Source organism: Vreelandella sp. 162(4c) (assembly GCF_058152265.1).
Map to the genome: position 1 here is coordinate 3,170,859 of NZ_CM176981.1, position 16,005 is coordinate 3,186,863.

Genomic DNA, 16,005 nt, shown 5'->3' on the forward strand with positions numbered 1-16,005 from the left:
AACGCTAACAAAGCTGTTTTTCGCCTAGCAGGTTCGGTTTTGTTTAGGAGGTGTCTGTTAATATGTTGATATACATTGTCTTTTTTATGATTTTTGTGGGTGTGACCGTTGCTTTATATCAGGTATACGAAATTCATTACAATATAAACGTCGGCAATGATAAGAAGTTGTCGAAGGCCGATAAAAACCGCTTAAAAACGCTTTCTGACCAAGCTAAAACCGCTCAACAAAACCATGCGTGGGCAGATTTCGATCAAGTGGCGGCCAATGCCTTGGGTGCTGAATTCAATCGGGATATCGCCTTGGCAGCGTTTTCTGAAGAGGAGGCAGGCAGCTATGCAATCCCCTTACTGCGGCGTAAAAAAAGATTGAGCTTTAACGGCGTTAGAGAAGGTGCAGAGCGACAGCGCATAGAAGTACGCCATTTACCGTTTTGGAAAACAACGCTGCCACATATCAATATACGAGCAGCGTTGATTGCCCTGGTGATTGTTAATTGTTTCCTGGTTCAGCTATTAGCGGCCATGACTGTCTACACGATTAGCTATCCGATATCGACTCCTTTTCTGGCCTGGCTTAACGACCCCCTGATCATCATGCTGGTTATTTATGCCTTTATCTTTATGTCGCTGCTTGTTTCAAAGTTTGATAGGTATATGCACGACCTTTATCAACTTGGAAAGCTGTTTAAGAAAAAAGCTGTTTAGGCATCGGTGCAGCGCGCAATCTCATTAGCCAGCTGTTCCAGTAGCGCATCGTAAAGACCAGCATCCAGCGTCAGACCCACGCCCAAGGGATCCATGACGCCGATATAAGCCGACGTATCCCCAAACACGTTATGGACCATCTGCGGATTGAACTGAGGTTCACTGAAAACGCACTGGATATTTTCGTCATTCACCAGCGTTTGCAGTTCCTCAATACGTGCCGGGCTGGGTGACGATGCGTCGCCGATGGAAATAGCCCCGGCCGCTTGGACGTTAAAGGCCTCCTCGAAATACTGGTAAGCATCATGGAAAACAATAAAGCGGGTGTCGGCGCTGTTGGCCAAACGATCCTGAATATGTTCCTGAAGGCTGGTTAAGTCCTCTTTCCCTTGGGCGGCGTTGTCGCGATAGTACGCTGCGTTATCAGGGTCGATCTCACTTAACTGCTCGGCGATGGCATCCAGCCAACGGCGGGCATTGACAGGATCCAGCCAGGCATGGGGGTTCATGCCGGTATGGCTGTGATTATGACCGTGGTGTTCATGATCGCCATGATCATGCTCATGATGGTCGTGGTCGTGGTCGTGGTCATGATCATGGTGCCCGTGACCGTGTTCATCCCCATCGTTGAGCGCAAAGGTCGCGCCTTCGCGGTATTCCAATGTGGTGATGCCAGGCACATCCATTAGCTCAAGGTGGCGTGCATCACCCGCCAGGCTGTCGATGGCGCCGGATAGCCAGGGCGTCAGCGCGTCGCTTACCCATACCACCAGGTCCGCATCATCGAGGGATTGTGCTTCAGAAGGGCGTAGCGAATAACCATGCGGCGAAGCACCGGGCTGAATAAACAGCTCAGGATCGCCGCGCTCCCCCATCACCTTAGCGACAAGCGAATACACCGGCGGAATATCCACCGCCACATGCGGCACTTCTGCGGCGGCAACCAGCGGGAAAGCCGCTAATAGCGGCCAAGACAAACGAGCTAAACGGTTATTCATCAGGGTTCTCCTCATCATCAACTATGGCTTTTCTGGGTTCGAACATAGGCATCGACACTCGCCTATGCGATATAGACATGTTATAACATAACAAATACAGAAAAGACGACCTTCAATTATGCGGCTTGCTCAGCCTCCTGATCACGATGCGATTCTGAACGTTCGCCAACTGAACGTTCGTTTCGGCGGACAGCATATCCTCGAGAACATCAATCTCGATTTATATCGGCAACAGGTGGTGACCCTGATTGGCCCTAATGGCTCGGGGAAATCCACACTAGTGAAAACGCTGATCGGTGCGGTAACGCCCACCACCGGCCAGGTGACCATCGCCCCGCAGCAGCGCATCGGTTATGTGCCCCAGCGGCTTCACCTGGATCCTACCTTGCCCATGACGGTCAAGCGTTTTATCAACTTGCCCCGTCGCCACCCCCATCGCAGTGTGCAAAAGGCGCTGGAAGATGCCGGCGCCGAGGCATTGATCAAGGCGGCAATGAGCGAGCTATCGGGCGGCCAGTTCCAACGCGTGCTGTTAGCCCGGGCGCTGCTGGCAAAACCCGATATTCTGATTCTCGATGAAGCGACACAAGGGCTTGATCACCGAGGTACCGCTGAGTTCTACCAGCATATCGAAAGCGTGCGCCGCAGCTACGGCTGCGCTGTACTGATGGTCAGTCACGACCTCCACGTCGTGATGCGTACCGCCGATCATGTGCTGTGCCTGAATCGTGTTATCTGTTGCGAGGGCAAGCCCGAGCAGGTGGCCTCATCGCCGGACTATCAGGCGCTGTTTGGCGATCAGACCGCCCAGACCTTAGCCTTCTACCGCCACCATCAGCATGAGGAGGCCGCCAATGCTGGATGATTTTATGTGGCGGGCGATGATCGCCGGTGTATTAGTGGCCATGGCCGCCGCCCCGTTGGGGTGTTTCGTGGTGTGGCGGCGTATGGCCTACTTCGGCGATGCGACCGCCCACGCCGCCATTCTGGGCGTGGCGTTAGCGCTGTTATTGGACGTCTCCATCTTCTTAGGCGTACTGACGGTCGCCCTTGTGATGGCAAGCTGTGTGTCAATGCTCAGTGGGCGTGGCTATGCCATGGATACCTTGCTCGGGGTAATGGCGCACTCGGCTCTGGCCATCGGCCTGGTCGCCGTGTCGTTTCTGGCCGGCGTACGCATCGACCTGAGTGCCTATCTGTTTGGCGATATTCTGGCCGTTGGGAAAACGGATATCTGGATTATCGGCGGCGGAGTGGCGCTGGTGCTGACGCTGCTTTTCTGGCGCTGGTCATCGTTATTGACCGCCACGTTGAGCGACGAGCTGGCCTATGCCAGTGGCATCCAGCCCCGGCGCGAACAGTTAGTGCTCACTTTGGCACTCGCGGTGGTCGTCGCCGTGGCGCTGAAAGTGGTGGGCGTGCTGCTGATAGCTGCCTTGTTGATCATCCCGGCGGCCACCGCCCGGCCATTTTGCCGCACGCCAGAAGTCATGGCATTGGTAGCCGCCGGGGTCGCCATGCTGGCGGTGACAGCAGGGCTGAGAACTGCATATGTGATGGATACCCCGACCGGCCCAACGATAGTCACGCTCGCCGCTGTGCTGTTTACCCTGGCGACGGTTGTGACCCAAGGCTGGCGCTTATTGCGTCAGCGCCTCCAGCCCGCGTCCTTTCATTCAGGTAAATAGCGCGGTGGTTGCAAGGGCTGCGTTCGCTCACCGCTTCACATCTATTCCAAGAGGTAACGAAATGACTGTTTTAACCCTGCCTGATGTAGCCAGCCAAACCGCCCGCTCTCCGACCGCTTTGACCTGGGTGGGCATGGAGGGCATCGCACTCCCCATCCGACTAGGCAGCCGCAGTGTGACGGGCAAGCTCAATGTAGGGGTTAGCCTGGATGACGCTGATGCACGGGGAATCCATATGTCCCGGCTGTATTTGGCGCTGGCACCGCTTGAAGAAGCACCGCTGACACTTCCAGTGGTTAAGGACGTATTGAACGCATTTTTAACCAGCCAAGATGGCTTATCGCAGCATGCTTATCTAAGCGTCGAAGGCGAGCTTCCGCTTAAGCGGCAAGCCTTGATCAGCCCTTTAGCCGGGTGGAAAAGTTACCCCTTCGCCTTGCGCTACCAAATCACGCCCGCTGGCTTTCAGGCTGAACTCGACCTTACAGTGGGCTATTCGTCCACCTGCCCTTGCTCGGCGGCGCTGGCAAGGCAGCTGATTCAGCAGGCCTTTGAGGAAGATTTTGCGGAAATCCCGTTAACCAAATCTGCGGTATCTGCGTGGCTAGGCAGCGAAGAAGGGATACTCGCAACGCCCCATAGTCAGCGCAGCAGTGTCGAATGCAGTTTGCGTTTATCTGAAAGCGAAAACGGAGAATTGCCCCTCGCGGATTCTATTGAAAACTCGATTGACCGTATCGAGCGAGCACTCGGTACCGCGCTGCAAACCGCGGTAAAACGTATCGATGAACAGGCCTTTGCCCTCGCCAATGGACAAAACCTGATGTTCTGTGAAGACGCGGCAAGGCGGCTGGATAAAGCACTACGGCAAGCGCCGGGGGTGTCAGGGTTTCAGCTCAAGGTTGTGCATGCTGAAAGCCTGCACGCCCATGACGCGGTGGCGCGCAGTGAGTGGAATTGGTGAGCTAATAAAGAAACCTGGAGCTAATTTTACGCGCTTCCTTGTCTAACAATGTCGCGAATTATTTCAGCCATAAAGCGGCTAGCAGCGGGACGCTCAGACTGCGGCGGCCATAACAAACCGGGGGTACGTACTGGCGTTGGGCTTTCGAGCGGAATTGCCTTAACGCCTGGTTCGTTTGCTAAGGCATTTTCTGACACGATACTGCACAGATCCGTGCGCCTGACGAGCTCAATCATAGGTGAGATAGCGTTAAGTTCGGCAACAATTTGGGGTCGAGCTCCAGCCGCTTCGAAACACTCGTCCAGCATTTGACGCGTTGAGAAATGCGGCGACAATAACGTCATGCGTTGGCCATTGAGCTCGACCATGCGCAGCCTCTTACGCTTTGCAAGCGGGTGATTGCTAGCCACAATAAGTTTGAGCTCCTCATTGTAAAGCGGTTCAAAGCGTAAACCACGGGGTATTGCCGGACGATAGGAAATACCCATGTCTAAATCGCCACTCATTAAACGCTCACTGATTTGATCTCCAGCGAGCTCTTCCACAGCCACTTTTAAATTTGGCAGCCGTTGTAAAAATATTGAGAGGCACAGCGGGATAAGCTGAACATTAAAGCTATGGGTCGCCGCAATATGCAGTTCTCCATATAAATCATCCGGTGTTGCCTTCATTGCCCCAATGGCTTGATCAACCTGCCTAAGAATGGGTACTACGTGCTCAAGTAAGCTCCGTCCAGCTTCGGTGAGTATCACTTTTTTGCCCACTCGTTCAAATAGCCGCTGGCCTAACTCCTCTTCTAATTGGCGAATTTGATGCGATAGCGTCGATTGGGTGACGTGTACGCGCTGGGCGGCGCGGGTGAAGTTAAGCGTTTCAACAATGGCGACAAAGTAGCGCATATGGCGCAGTTCCATGGCATGACCTCCCTGCAAAATGGCTATTGCGATCGATATCATCGATTGTTTTTATGTGAATTAATCATTTTTATTCATCATTTATCGCTTCTATATTCATTTGCAGCAAGTAATTTTCCCGATGAGTGTGACCGTCACCCTGACGTTCTCCTCTCTCCTGACTAGCGGAGCGGCATATGAAGATAGGGCGCGAAACAATACCAAAAACAGCCATCAGCACGTCGGATGCCGACGCTATCGTGGTGAGAGGCAAGGATCTTTGCCAGGATCTGATTGGGCAAACCTCCTTCTCCGACTACTTTTTGCTGCTACTTACCGGTCAACCTGCCAATGAGACCCGCCGCAGGGTGTTGGACGCCACTCTGGTAGCCATTGCTGAGCACGGTTTAGTACCTAGCGTGCAGGCATCGCGTATGACCTACGCTGCTGCCCCTGAAGCCCTGCAAGGTGCAGTGGCGGCAGGCATCTTAGGGTGTGGCTCGGTCATCTTGGGGGCGTCTCAAAACGCCGGGGTGTTATTTGATGATATTGCTCGTCAGGTCGATGAAGGCAAGTCCGTCAAGCAGGCCGCTTTTGATGCAGTTACGGCAATGCGTCATGAGCGCAAGCCGATTCCAGGGTACGGCCATCCGTTGCACAAAGCGCGTGACCCGCGCGTCGAAGCGCTGTTCAGGGTTGCACGTGAAGCCGGTGCCGATCTGCGCTTCGTGGAAATTGCCGATGCGGTTGAAGCCGTCATTCCCGAGATCATCGGTAAAGACCTGAAACTCAATGTGTCTGCCGCCATCCCCGCGGTATTGCTTGGTGCAGGGTTCCCGTTAAATGCGCTGAGGGGCATACCAATTCTGGCGCGTACGGCCAGCCTGATCGCACACATGCTTGAAGAGTCCGAACAGCCTTGCGGATTTGCTCTCTCTTACCAAGCCACACAGCACCTGGAATACACCGGCGACTTTCCGCCCGGTTACAAGCGTTAAGTCAGCGATCAGAGGCAACGACAATGATAAAGGTTTTGGAAGGTATTACGGTGATCGAGCAGGGCACCTTCATCACGGGCCCGGCAGCTGGCATGATGCTGGCCGACCTGGGAGCTAACGTGATTAAGGTGGAGCTGCCGGGTAAAGGCGATCCGTTCCGCGCCTTCAAGGGCGGACTTTATAGCCCGCATTATCAAACCTATAACCGCAACAAACGCAGCATTGCGCTGAATACTAAAGAAGCCAATGATCGAGCGATCTTTCATGACTTGATCAGCGATGCTGACGTATACATTCAAAACTTCCGCCCTGGTACGGCGGAGCGCTTGGGGGCGGGCGAGGAAGAGCTTCGTGCTATCAACCCCCAGCTGATTTATTGCGCTATAAGCGGCTTTGGCAACGACGGTCCATACGCTAATCGTCCCAGCTATGACACGGTCGCTCAAGCCGCAAGCGGCTTTCTTAAGCTATTGATCAATCCAGAAAACCCGCGTGTGGTAGGCCCGGCCATGGCCGACGCTCTGTCAGGTTTTTATGCTGCCTACGGCATTTTAGGCGCGCTTTACGAGCGTAGCCATACCGGTAAAGGGCGTCGTGTGGATGTGTCGATGATGGAAGCCATGTGCCACTTCAATCTGGACGCCTTCACGCATTATCTCTCGGAAGGCGAAATCATGGGCCCCTACAGTCGGCCGCAGGTATCTCAGTCATACGTGATGGAATGCGCTGATGGGCACTGGGTGGCGCTACATATGTCGTCCCCAGAAAAGTTCTGGCAGGGACTGGCGAATGCTATCGACTACCCGGAACTACTTCAGGATGCACGGTTCTCGACCCGTGAAGGCCGCATCGATAATCAGGAAGCCATGATTGGCGTGCTGCGTAAGGTGTTCGTCCGAGAGCCTCGCACGCACTGGCTAGCGCGACTTGAGGCTGAAGACGTGCCGCATGCGCCCATGTACGACGCTAGCGAGGTACTGGAAGACCCACAGGCCAAGCATTTGCAGCTACGAATCAGCACTCAGCATCCGCAAGTCGGTAAGTGGGAAACGGTGCGTTCACCTGTGTCTTTCGATGGCGTTAAGCCACTAGAGGTGAGCGCACCACCGATATTGAACGAGCATCATGATGAGATCATTGAGGAGTTGAAGCAGCGCCAGCGCTGAATGATCCCAATTGTACGATGCAAGACATCATTAATAACAAGTAATAACGGGTGGCGTGTCCGGTGGACACAATACTCCCTAGGAGCGTGAATCATGTTTGAGTTGCCCCGAAAGGAAGATATCGTCAATCACGGCATCCCCTCAACGCCGGACGATATTACCGATATTGTGATCAAGGCGTTCAGCCATACTCAGGATGATCGCTTGAGGGAAATACTCACCGGTCTGGTCAAGCATCTACATGCCTTTGGTCGTGAAGTAAAACTGAGCGAGGAGGAGTTTACCGCGGCGATCAATGCCGTGACGCAGTTAGGTCATCTAACCAAGGATCGCCATAACGAGACCATGGTGATGTCGGATGCCCTGGGCTTCTCCACGCTAGTCATGATCATGAACCAGGATCGCACCGACGAGCAAATTTCGCCGGCCTTGCTGGGCCCGTTTTATACGCGCAAAGATCCGGAATATCCACCGGGAACCAACATTGCCCGTAACGAACCTCATGACGGTGATATTCCGCTATTCGTCTCCGGACAGGTCAAGAGCCGCGCCGGTCAGCCGTTGGCTAATGCGCTGGTGGAAGTGTGGCAGGCGTCACCCGAAGGGCTGTACGAAAACCAGGATGAACGCCAGCCGCACATGAACTTGCGCGGCAAGTTTCGTACCGATGAAAACGGTCGCTACCGATTCCGTACGCTGCGACCTGCCAGCTATCCCATCCCGACCCATGGTTTGGTCGGTGACATGCTGCGAGCACAGGGGCGCCACCCGTTCCGTGCTGCACATATCCATTTCTGTATTTCCGCACCGGGCCACCAGACGCTAGTCACCCAGATTTTTCCGCAAGATGACCTGTTCATCGAATCTGACTGTGTGTTTGGGGTAACCAGTGCCGACTTGGCCATGGAATTCCCTCTGCATAACGATGGTAATGCGCCCGACCCTGACGTCACCGGGGAGTACAGCACCGTCGCTATCGATTTTGATCTCTCGCCAGGGGAGTCACGCTTGCCTGAATCACCTATTGGTTCCTGAAGCAGCGCCATGTTGGGTCGACAACATGGGCACAAAACCAAATAGGTTTACAACAATAACGTCAATTTACGAGCCATCACATGAAAATAAACAATGGTATTGCCAAGCCTCGCCCAATAGTGACATTAACCGCGCTAGCCTTAGCCGTGACTGTCGCTCCTTCGCCCGCGAATGCCCAGGAAGTGATTAACCTGACGGTCGGCTCAAGCCATCCCACGACAATTCCCTGGGTTGGCATGATCCCTGATGTGTTCATCACCACCGTCAATGAGATTCTAGCTGAAGAAGGTGAGTACGAAATCAACTGGACAGAAGCCTATGCTGGCCAGCTTTACGGCGCCAACGCGACTCTCACATCTGTCCGGGACGGTATTGCCGATATTGGCTGGGTGTTCAGCTACCTTGAACCATCGCGTATGCCGCTGGCGCAAATGAGTGCCTACACGCCCTTCACCACCAGTGACCCTGAACTGATGCTCGACGTCTGGAACGATATGATTCGCAATGTTCCTGAGTTCAAGGCCGAATGGGAGGAGCATGACCTGGTATTCCTGGGCGCAACGGCCTCCGATAGTTACGACATTTACTCGGATTTTCCAGTGGATACGCTTGAGGATCTGGACGGTGCGCGGCTCTCTGCGCCGGGCGTGCTGGGGGTATGGCTGGATCCAGTAGGCGCCGTTCCGGTCGATGGCACTCTCGCTAGCTACTACACCGATATTCAGACCGGGGTATCCCAGGGTGTTGTCGGCCTGGCGACCGGCAACCTGCCAGCGCGTATCTACGAGGTCGCGCCCTACATTACCCAAGTCAACATGGGGGTGGTCTTCTCCGGCGGGTTAGCCATCAACCAGTGGAGTTGGGATGGCCTGCCTGAGCCCGTGCAGGAGGCCCTGATGACGGCCGGTGAAACCTACTCCGAAGCCCATGGCAAGGATCTCGCTGAACGCTATGAAACGTCAATTGAGCGCATGATCGAGCTAGGCGAGAGCCAGAATCCGCCGGTTCAGGTCAGCCAACTGTCTGAAGAAGACCGACAGGCCTGGATCGATGGCATGCCGGATCTCGCCCGCCAGTGGGTGGAGCGCAATGAAGAGCGCGGTTATCCAGCACAGGCACTGTTGAATAGCTACATGAATGCCATGCGCGAGCGCGGCCACGAGCCGGAGCGTGCCTGGGATCAGGAGTGATCTGATCGCCTGACTGACCGATATCCAGCTTTTGATTTCCCTCAGCGTTACGATTCTGTCCGCCACCTGGCGGACAGGACTCCAGGAGTAGCGGGCAATGTCTTTTTCTTTAAAGACCCTGATTTTGGGGCGCAGGTTGGGCAATGCACAGCACAACAGCCTGTTTGGCTATCTGGTTGATGGCCTGAATGCAATCGGTTCCCTGCTCATTTTTATCATCATGGCGATGATCGTCATAGACGTACTGTCGCGCAACCTGTTCAACCAGCCGATTGCCGGGGTAGCGGAGCTAGTAGCGGCGTCTATCGTCATGATTGTCTTTCTGCAGTTGCCGGGCACGTTGCGACACAACCGCATGGCCCAGGCCGATATTTTTATTGTCGGTTTTACCGATAAGCATCCACGTCTGGGTAACCTTTTGATGTGTATGTTCTTTCTGGCAGGTGCTTATATGCTCTATATCGTTTATACCGGTACGCTGCCAACCTTTATACGTGCCTGGGAGCGTCAACAGTTTATGGGGGTGGAAGGGGTGTTTACCTTCCCCGTATGGCCTATCCGTTTCATCGTTATTAGCTGTGCGGCTATCACTGTTGTGCAATATCTGCTGCTGGCGATTCAGTCCTTGTGGCTGGCTTGGCATGGCCAGGTATGCCTGACTGAGGAGGCCGAACAATGACAGGTCTTGAAATCGGTACTATCGCCGTTGTGCTCATGCTAGTGCTGATCTATCTAGGCATGCACATCAGCATCGCCTTGATGCTGGTCTCGCTGATCTCTATAGCCACACTGCGCAATTCGGAACTAGCCACTCGTATGGTCGCTGCTGCCGCGAACGATTCGCTGAGCAGCTATCTTTATGGGGTGGTGCCGCTGTTCGTGCTGATGGGGTTATTGGTGGTGGTCTCTGGCGTGGGGCGAGATACCTTCGATGTGTTTCAGTGGCTGCTACGCAAAATACGCGGTGGGCTGGGCATTGCTACCGTAGGAGCCAACGGCATTTTTGCCTCTATCACGGGCATTAGCGTGGCGTCAGCGGCGGTATTCACCAAAGTGGCCGTGCCTGAAATGCGGCGCCATGGGTACACAGCCAAGTTTTCCGTGGGCGTGGTGGCGAGCAGTTCGGTTCTGGGTATGCTAATACCGCCGTCTCTGCTGATGATTGTTTATGGCGTATTGGCGGAACAGTCAGTCGGGCGCATGTTCATCGCTGGGATTATCCCAGGAATTATTTTGGCCTTAGCTTTCTGTGTTGTCATTATGCTGCTTGCTTGGCTGCGTCCCGGTTTCATGATGCAAAGCCAAACCGATACGGGCGAGGCACTTGAGGATCCGATTGAGGAAACGCCGCTAACACTGGTGTCTAAGCTAATCCCTATTCTGCTGCTGATGATGCTGGTGCTGGGTGGTCTTTACAGCGGCTTTTTCACACCAACTGAGGCAGGCGGAGTGGGAGCCTTCGGGGCGCTGCTGTTGGCGCTCGCTAAGCAACGGCTGACGCCAGGGAAGTTCTACGAAGTATTGGGAGAAACCGGGTATGTCGCGGTTTCCATCCTTTTTTTGATCCTGGCCGCTTCACTCTATAGCCGCATGCTGGCATTGACGGGCTTACCGATGTCGATTGCCCAGGCAGTTACGACGATGGATCTGACTATCTATCATTTCCTGGCTCTGTATCTGGTCATCATTATCTTGATGGGCTGCATCATCGATTCAGTCTCCATCATGCTGATTGTGCTGCCCATTGTGCTCCCTATCGCGCAGCATTTTGGCATGGATCTGATTTGGTTCGGGGTAATTACCGTTGTTGCGGTTGAAATCGGGCTAATTACGCCGCCCTTTGGTATATCGGTTTACACGGTCAAAGCAGCGCTGAACGACAAAACGGTGCCCGTCAAAGAAATCTTCAAGGGAGTAGTGCCGTTTTTCATCACCATGGTGGTGGTGCTGGTTATCTTAAGTGCATTTCCTATTTTATCTACCTACTTGGCCTATCGCTATTAACGTTAAAGAGGGTAATTCATGAGCTTAATACTTCCTCAGGGGGCTTTACCCAACGATGCACTGGGGCAACTGTTTAGTGAAGCACGCACCTATGCCTATTGGCAGGACAAACCGGTTGAAGATGAAACATTGCGCAATCTGTACGAGCTGATGAAATTTGCGCCTACCAGCGTTAGCTGCAGTCCGCTACGCATTAAGTTTTTGCGCACTGACGATGCAAAGGCAAAGCTCGATCCTGCCTTGAGCGAAGGCAATCGACATAAAGTTCATGCCGCACCGGTAACCGCTATCCTTGCGTACGATCGAGGCTTTCATCGTCACTTGCCGGAGCTGTTCCCACATGCCGATGCGAAGTCGTGGTTTGTGGGTGACGAGCCCTACCGGGAAGAAACAGCTTTTCGTAACAGTAGCCTACAAGGTGGCTATTTTATCCTCGCCGCGCGGGCCCTGGGTTTGGATGCCGGGCCGCTGTCGGGATTTGATAACGACATGGTGGACGGGCTCTTCTTTGCTGAGGGAGACCCTGATTACCGCAGCAATTTTTTGTGCAACCTGGGTTACGGCGACAGCAGCAAGCTCTACCCTCGCAGCCCTAGGCTGGCGTTTGAGCAGGTATGCGAGTTTTTATAAATAAGTATGTTAGCTTCCTGATTTCAATCAGTAAGTGCAGCACCTGCGGTTGTTAGCGTTAATGTGCTTGTAGCCTCTTAAAATCAGTGGACGTTCAGCACTTGGTTGATCTGCTATTTTGGATGTAGCTGCACTGCGAAAGGTGACCTTGGTGACCTTAGCGCAGCGGAGGACGAACGATTGTTGGCCTTCCATGCAGCGCTTGTTTAGGATCAATAGCGGATCTCAACAAAAAAATAGCGAGCCGTTCTCATGAAGCCAGAAACCATTGCTCTTCACCATGGCTATTCGCCTGACTCACAAAACGCCGTGGCTGTGCCGATTCACCAAACCACGTCGTTTTCATTCGATAACGCGCAGCACGCAGCGGATCTGTTTGACCTGAAAGTCGAAGGAAACATTTACTCGCGCATTATGAACCCGACCTGCGCCGTGTTGGAGCAGCGGGTAGCCGCGTTGGAAGGCGGTATCGCTGGGCTAGCGGTGGCATCGGGAATGGCAGCGATCACCTATGCGATTCAGACCATTGCTGAAGCGGGCGATAACATTGTCTCGATCAGCGAGCTGTATGGCGGTACCTACAACCTGTTTGCCCACACCTTGCCGCGCCAAGGCATTCAGGTGCGTTTTGCCGACAAAGACGATATTGATGGCATCGAAGCGCTGATCGATGAGCGTACCAAAGCGGTTTTCTGCGAAAGCATTGGTAACCCCTCGGGTGGCGTGGTCGACCTAGCAAAGCTTGCTGAGGCGGCGCATCGTCATGGGGTGCCGGTAATAGTCGATAACACCACGGCGACGCCGTTCTTATGTCGGCCGATTGAGCACGGGGCGGATATTGTCGTCCACTCGGCGACCAAATATATCGGCGGCCACGGCACCACGGTGGGCGGAGTGATTGTTGATTCGGGCACCTTTCCCTGGGCCGAGAATGCCAGCCGTTTTCCGCTGCTCAATGAGCCTGATGTCTCCTATCACGGTGTGAGCTATACCCGTGATGTGGGCGATGCGGCCTTTATTGCCCGCGCCCGGGTGGTACCGCTACGTAATATGGGGGCGGCGCTTTCTGCTCAGGCGGCCTGGAACCTGCTTCAGGGGTTGGAAACATTGTCACTGAGGATCGAGCGTATCTGTGCCAATGCCTTAGCGGTTGCCAAGCATCTGGAAAGCCATCCGTTGGTCACCTGGGTGCATTACGCTGGCTTGGAAAACCATCCGGATAATGCGCTGGCCCAGCGGTATATGAATGGCCATGCTTCGGGGATTCTTAGTTTTGGCATTGAAGGCGGGCAGGCCGCTGGAGAGCGCTTCTACGATGCGCTGGCGCTGATTCTCCGCTTGGTGAATATCGGCGATGCTAAAAGCTGCTCTTCCATTCCCGCCTCTACCACGCACCGCCAACTCAACGAGCAGGAGCTAAAAGCCGCTGGCGTCACGCCGGATATGGTGCGGCTGTCGATCGGCATTGAGCATATTGATGATCTGCTGGCGGATATTGATCAAGCGCTGGCGGCCTCTCAAAGATAGTCTATTCCGCCCCCGCCATCTCAATACCATCAGCCTAGAGATGGCGGAGGCTAACTGTTAAACACCCTTAGATGCCGCCAGGGTATACAAAAACTCAAGCCCCAGCGTCGCGGCGGCAAGCGAGGTAATGTCGCCGTGATCGTAGGCGGGGTTCACTTCCACCACATCCATACCGACCAGCTCCATGCCTACCATGCCACGGATCACTTTCAGCATCAGGTCGGTGGACATGCCGCCGCAGACCGGCGTGCCTGTGCCGGGGGCGTAGGCGGGGTCGAGGCCGTCGATGTCCAAGGTAACGTAAGCCGGGTGATAACCCACGCGGGCACGAATGCGCTCAAGCACAGCCGCTGCACCGTGGTCATTGACCCAGTCCGCATCCAATACCTCGTAAGGGTGGTTGTGGCGGTCGTAGCTTGTGCGAATACCTATTTGCAGCGAGTGTTCAGGCACCACCAAGCCTTCTTTTAAAGCGTGGTGAAAAATAGTGCCGTGGTCAAAGCGCGTGCCTTGCTCGTAGGTGTCTGTGTGGGCGTCAAAATGGATCAGCGCCAGCGGGCCGTGCTCTCGGGCGTGGGCGCGCAGCAGCGGCAGGCTGATGTAGTGGTCGCCGCCCAGAGTGAGCATCTTTTTACCCGCGCTTAACCAACGGTTGGCGTGAGTTTCCAGGTTATCCACCAGGCTTTCGGGCTCGCCATATGCGTAATCAACGTTGCCCGCATCGCACACCTTGAGGCGCTCTTCCAATGCGAAGTCCCATGGCCAGCGCTTGCCTTCCCAAATCAAATTAGCGGTACTTTGACGAATAGCATTTGGCCCCATACGGGTGCCCGCACGGCCAGAACAAGCAAGGTCAAAGGGAACGCCACTCACCACAACGTCGGCGTCGGTTGCCTTAGGATCCGATGCTTTTGCTACGCCCATAAAGGTAGAAATCACATCGCCATAAAGGCTGGGCATGGTTTGTGCGGACATAGCTTGTGCAGACATAGCTTGTGGGTGGGTCACCGGTGTGCCTCTCCTTGAGTGCTGGATTATCGCTGATAGTCGCTGGTGGGCGAATGAGAGGCAGACAATAAGCAATTCCTGGTGATAAATTAAATGAATGTTTAGAATTTAATCATTCGTGATATGAATAATGAGAAGCTATGCGCTCGCTACGCCATTTCGACCTGAACTTGCTGCTGGTATTTGAGGCGCTGATGCGCGAGCGTCACGTCACTCGCGCAGCAGAAATGCTGCATTTAAGCCAACCGGCCTTGAGCCATGCCTTAAAACGGCTGCGTGAATCGCTGGATGATCCGCTGCTAGTGCGCACCGAAAACGGTATGCAGCCGACACCCCGGGCACTCGCGCTGCTACCCGTGGTGCAACAGGCGCTAGCGATGCTTCGACAAGGTCTTGCGCCCCCCGCGATGTTTACGCCTGCCAACAGCACGCGACGCTTTACGCTCGCCACCACGGATTACTTTGAAGAGGTCATGTACCCGCTCTTTTTAAGTCAGCTGCTGGCCTATGCACCGGGCATTAGCTTTTCCATTGAGCTGATTACCCCAGATGTGCTGAGTGAGGGGCTGGAACAGCGCCAAATTGATATGGTGGTAGGGCTGGATAGCCAAAGCGCGCTGCCCAGCGGCGTGATTCAGACTCCCTGGATGGATGAGGAACTTGTCTGTCTGGCTGCTACCCATAATGTTCGCGTGGGCGATGTACTGAATATTGGTCAGTTTGCGGATGCGCTCCATGTGGAGCTGGCGGATATTAGCGGTCTGCGCCCCAGTAATATCGACAGCTGTCTTGTTCAACACGGCTTAACCCGCCGGGTCATCTCTAAAAACCTCAACTATATCGCCGCGGCACGGGTGGTGGCGCTGACGGAAGCGATCATGACGCTCCCACGTCAAATGGCTGAACGGTTCGTTGCTATGCTGCCGGTGCGTTTGGTGGAGCCGCCTAAAGAGCTCCCCGCACTAAAAATGACGTTGATTCAGCATGGGCTCTATGCCAATGATCCTGCTAACAGGTGGCTCTACCAGGTGCTTACTGAGTTTGCTAACGACTTTAGACGTTAAGGGAACCATCATGCACACTAGTGGATGTTGTAATTAAACAACCCTGTTGTATCAAAGGTTGAATAGTATCTGGCAGCCACCCCGTTAGATCCTAGACTGCTATTAAGGCGTTATCACGGACGCCGTTAAAGGT

The 16,005-nt window shown here is 54.3% G+C and carries 16 protein-coding genes; 13 read left to right on the forward strand and 3 right to left on the reverse strand.

All coding sequences use genetic code 11. The features are described 5' to 3' along the window. Positions 1–62: 62 nt before the first annotated feature. Positions 63–707: a hypothetical protein gene (locus AC4EYZ_RS14630; RefSeq protein WP_041159030.1), complete on the forward strand. Its 645-nt coding sequence runs from the start codon at positions 63–65 to the stop codon at positions 705–707. Here the strand turns inward: AC4EYZ_RS14630 and AC4EYZ_RS14635 are convergent. Continuing rightward, a complete protein-coding gene (locus AC4EYZ_RS14635; protein ID WP_490203847.1) occupies positions 704–1,705 on the reverse strand; it encodes a zinc ABC transporter substrate-binding protein in 1,002 nt (333 codons plus the stop codon). The two genes, AC4EYZ_RS14630 and AC4EYZ_RS14635, sit on opposite strands and share 4 nt — an antisense overlap. 118 nt (positions 1,706–1,823) lie before the next feature. Between AC4EYZ_RS14635 and AC4EYZ_RS14640 the strand changes: the two genes are divergently transcribed. The 3 genes from AC4EYZ_RS14640 to folE2 all read left to right on the forward strand — a co-directional run bounded on the left by AC4EYZ_RS14640 (position 1,824) and on the right by folE2 (position 4,357). Beyond that, positions 1,824–2,570, forward strand: coding sequence for a metal ABC transporter ATP-binding protein (locus AC4EYZ_RS14640; protein ID WP_022521502.1), 747 nt, complete (start codon positions 1,824–1,826; stop codon positions 2,568–2,570). Continuing rightward, positions 2,560–3,393 (forward strand): metal ABC transporter permease, encoded by an 834-nt coding sequence (locus AC4EYZ_RS14645; RefSeq protein WP_474191225.1) that lies wholly within the window; start codon positions 2,560–2,562, stop codon positions 3,391–3,393. The genes AC4EYZ_RS14640 and AC4EYZ_RS14645 overlap by 11 nt, the downstream gene beginning before the upstream one ends. A gap of 61 nt (positions 3,394–3,454) precedes the next feature. Next, positions 3,455–4,357, forward strand: a complete 903-nt coding sequence (gene folE2 / locus AC4EYZ_RS14650; protein WP_474191226.1) for a GTP cyclohydrolase FolE2 — start codon at positions 3,455–3,457, stop codon at positions 4,355–4,357. Positions 4,358–4,383: 26 nt separating this feature from the next. On the opposite strand, the gene AC4EYZ_RS14655 is transcribed toward folE2, so the two are convergent. After that, the gene (locus AC4EYZ_RS14655; protein ID WP_474191227.1) at positions 4,384–5,271 is read right to left on the reverse strand and encodes a LysR substrate-binding domain-containing protein; all 888 of its coding nucleotides are present in this window, start codon (positions 5,269–5,271) and stop codon (positions 4,384–4,386) included. Positions 5,272–5,447: 176 nt separating this feature from the next. On the opposite strand from AC4EYZ_RS14655, the gene AC4EYZ_RS14660 reads away from it, so the two are divergent. From AC4EYZ_RS14660 to AC4EYZ_RS14695, 8 genes are all read left to right on the forward strand, one after another. Next, the gene (locus AC4EYZ_RS14660) at positions 5,448–6,248 is read left to right on the forward strand and encodes a citryl-CoA lyase (RefSeq protein WP_141440512.1); all 801 of its coding nucleotides are present in this window, start codon (positions 5,448–5,450) and stop codon (positions 6,246–6,248) included. 23 nt (positions 6,249–6,271) lie between these two features. Continuing rightward, positions 6,272–7,414, forward strand: a complete 1,143-nt coding sequence (locus AC4EYZ_RS14665) for a CaiB/BaiF CoA transferase family protein (RefSeq protein WP_474191228.1) — start codon at positions 6,272–6,274, stop codon at positions 7,412–7,414. 93 nt (positions 7,415–7,507) lie between these two features. Continuing rightward, entirely contained in the window at positions 7,508–8,449 is a 942-nt protein-coding gene (locus AC4EYZ_RS14670) for a dioxygenase family protein (RefSeq protein ID WP_474191229.1), read from the forward strand. 80 nt (positions 8,450–8,529) lie between these two features. Beyond that, complete coding sequence (locus tag AC4EYZ_RS14675; protein ID WP_474191230.1) at positions 8,530–9,639, forward strand: C4-dicarboxylate TRAP transporter substrate-binding protein; 1,110 nt, start codon at positions 8,530–8,532, stop codon at positions 9,637–9,639. Between the two features lie 97 nt (positions 9,640–9,736). After that, complete coding sequence (locus AC4EYZ_RS14680) at positions 9,737–10,318, forward strand: TRAP transporter small permease subunit (RefSeq protein WP_141440516.1); 582 nt, start codon at positions 9,737–9,739, stop codon at positions 10,316–10,318. After that, entirely contained in the window at positions 10,315–11,643 is a 1,329-nt protein-coding gene (locus tag AC4EYZ_RS14685) for a TRAP transporter large permease (RefSeq protein WP_474191231.1), read from the forward strand. The genes AC4EYZ_RS14680 and AC4EYZ_RS14685 overlap by 4 nt, the downstream gene beginning before the upstream one ends. An 18-nt stretch (positions 11,644–11,661) precedes the next feature. Further along, positions 11,662–12,273: a malonic semialdehyde reductase gene (locus AC4EYZ_RS14690; protein ID WP_474191232.1), complete on the forward strand. Its 612-nt coding sequence runs from the start codon at positions 11,662–11,664 to the stop codon at positions 12,271–12,273. A gap of 252 nt (positions 12,274–12,525) precedes the next feature. Next, complete coding sequence (locus AC4EYZ_RS14695; RefSeq protein ID WP_474191233.1) at positions 12,526–13,800, forward strand: O-acetylhomoserine aminocarboxypropyltransferase/cysteine synthase family protein; 1,275 nt, start codon at positions 12,526–12,528, stop codon at positions 13,798–13,800. Positions 13,801–13,857: 57 nt separating this feature from the next. Here AC4EYZ_RS14695 and speB read toward each other — a convergent pair whose 3' ends face one another. After that, entirely contained in the window at positions 13,858–14,775 is a 918-nt protein-coding gene (gene speB / locus AC4EYZ_RS14700; protein WP_474191237.1) for an agmatinase, read from the reverse strand. A 173-nt stretch (positions 14,776–14,948) separates the two neighbouring features. On the opposite strand from speB, the gene AC4EYZ_RS14705 reads away from it, so the two are divergent. After that, positions 14,949–15,872 (forward strand): LysR family transcriptional regulator, encoded by a 924-nt coding sequence (locus AC4EYZ_RS14705; protein WP_474191234.1) that lies wholly within the window; start codon positions 14,949–14,951, stop codon positions 15,870–15,872. Positions 15,873–16,005: the final 133 nt, after the last annotated feature.

Coding starts and splice junctions, on each gene's coding strand:
- AC4EYZ_RS14690 (WP_474191232.1), top strand. CDS start 11,662: ATGAGCTTAATACTTCCTCAGGGGGCTTTACCCAACGATGCACTGGGG.
- AC4EYZ_RS14655 (WP_474191227.1), bottom strand. CDS start 5,271: ATGGAACTGCGCCATATGCGCTACTTTGTCGCCATTGTTGAAACGCTT.
- AC4EYZ_RS14645 (WP_474191225.1), top strand. CDS start 2,560: ATGCTGGATGATTTTATGTGGCGGGCGATGATCGCCGGTGTATTAGTG.
- AC4EYZ_RS14635 (WP_490203847.1), bottom strand. CDS start 1,705: ATGAATAACCGTTTAGCTCGTTTGTCTTGGCCGCTATTAGCGGCTTTC.
- folE2 (WP_474191226.1), top strand. CDS start 3,455: ATGACTGTTTTAACCCTGCCTGATGTAGCCAGCCAAACCGCCCGCTCT.
- AC4EYZ_RS14675 (WP_474191230.1), top strand. CDS start 8,530: ATGAAAATAAACAATGGTATTGCCAAGCCTCGCCCAATAGTGACATTA.
- AC4EYZ_RS14660 (WP_141440512.1), top strand. CDS start 5,448: ATGAAGATAGGGCGCGAAACAATACCAAAAACAGCCATCAGCACGTCG.
- AC4EYZ_RS14670 (WP_474191229.1), top strand. CDS start 7,508: ATGTTTGAGTTGCCCCGAAAGGAAGATATCGTCAATCACGGCATCCCC.
- AC4EYZ_RS14640 (WP_022521502.1), top strand. CDS start 1,824: ATGCGGCTTGCTCAGCCTCCTGATCACGATGCGATTCTGAACGTTCGC.
- AC4EYZ_RS14705 (WP_474191234.1), top strand. CDS start 14,949: ATGCGCTCGCTACGCCATTTCGACCTGAACTTGCTGCTGGTATTTGAG.
- AC4EYZ_RS14665 (WP_474191228.1), top strand. CDS start 6,272: ATGATAAAGGTTTTGGAAGGTATTACGGTGATCGAGCAGGGCACCTTC.
- AC4EYZ_RS14695 (WP_474191233.1), top strand. CDS start 12,526: ATGAAGCCAGAAACCATTGCTCTTCACCATGGCTATTCGCCTGACTCA.
- AC4EYZ_RS14630 (WP_041159030.1), top strand. CDS start 63: ATGTTGATATACATTGTCTTTTTTATGATTTTTGTGGGTGTGACCGTT.
- AC4EYZ_RS14680 (WP_141440516.1), top strand. CDS start 9,737: ATGTCTTTTTCTTTAAAGACCCTGATTTTGGGGCGCAGGTTGGGCAAT.
- AC4EYZ_RS14685 (WP_474191231.1), top strand. CDS start 10,315: ATGACAGGTCTTGAAATCGGTACTATCGCCGTTGTGCTCATGCTAGTG.
- speB (WP_474191237.1), bottom strand. CDS start 14,775: ATGTCCGCACAAACCATGCCCAGCCTTTATGGCGATGTGATTTCTACC.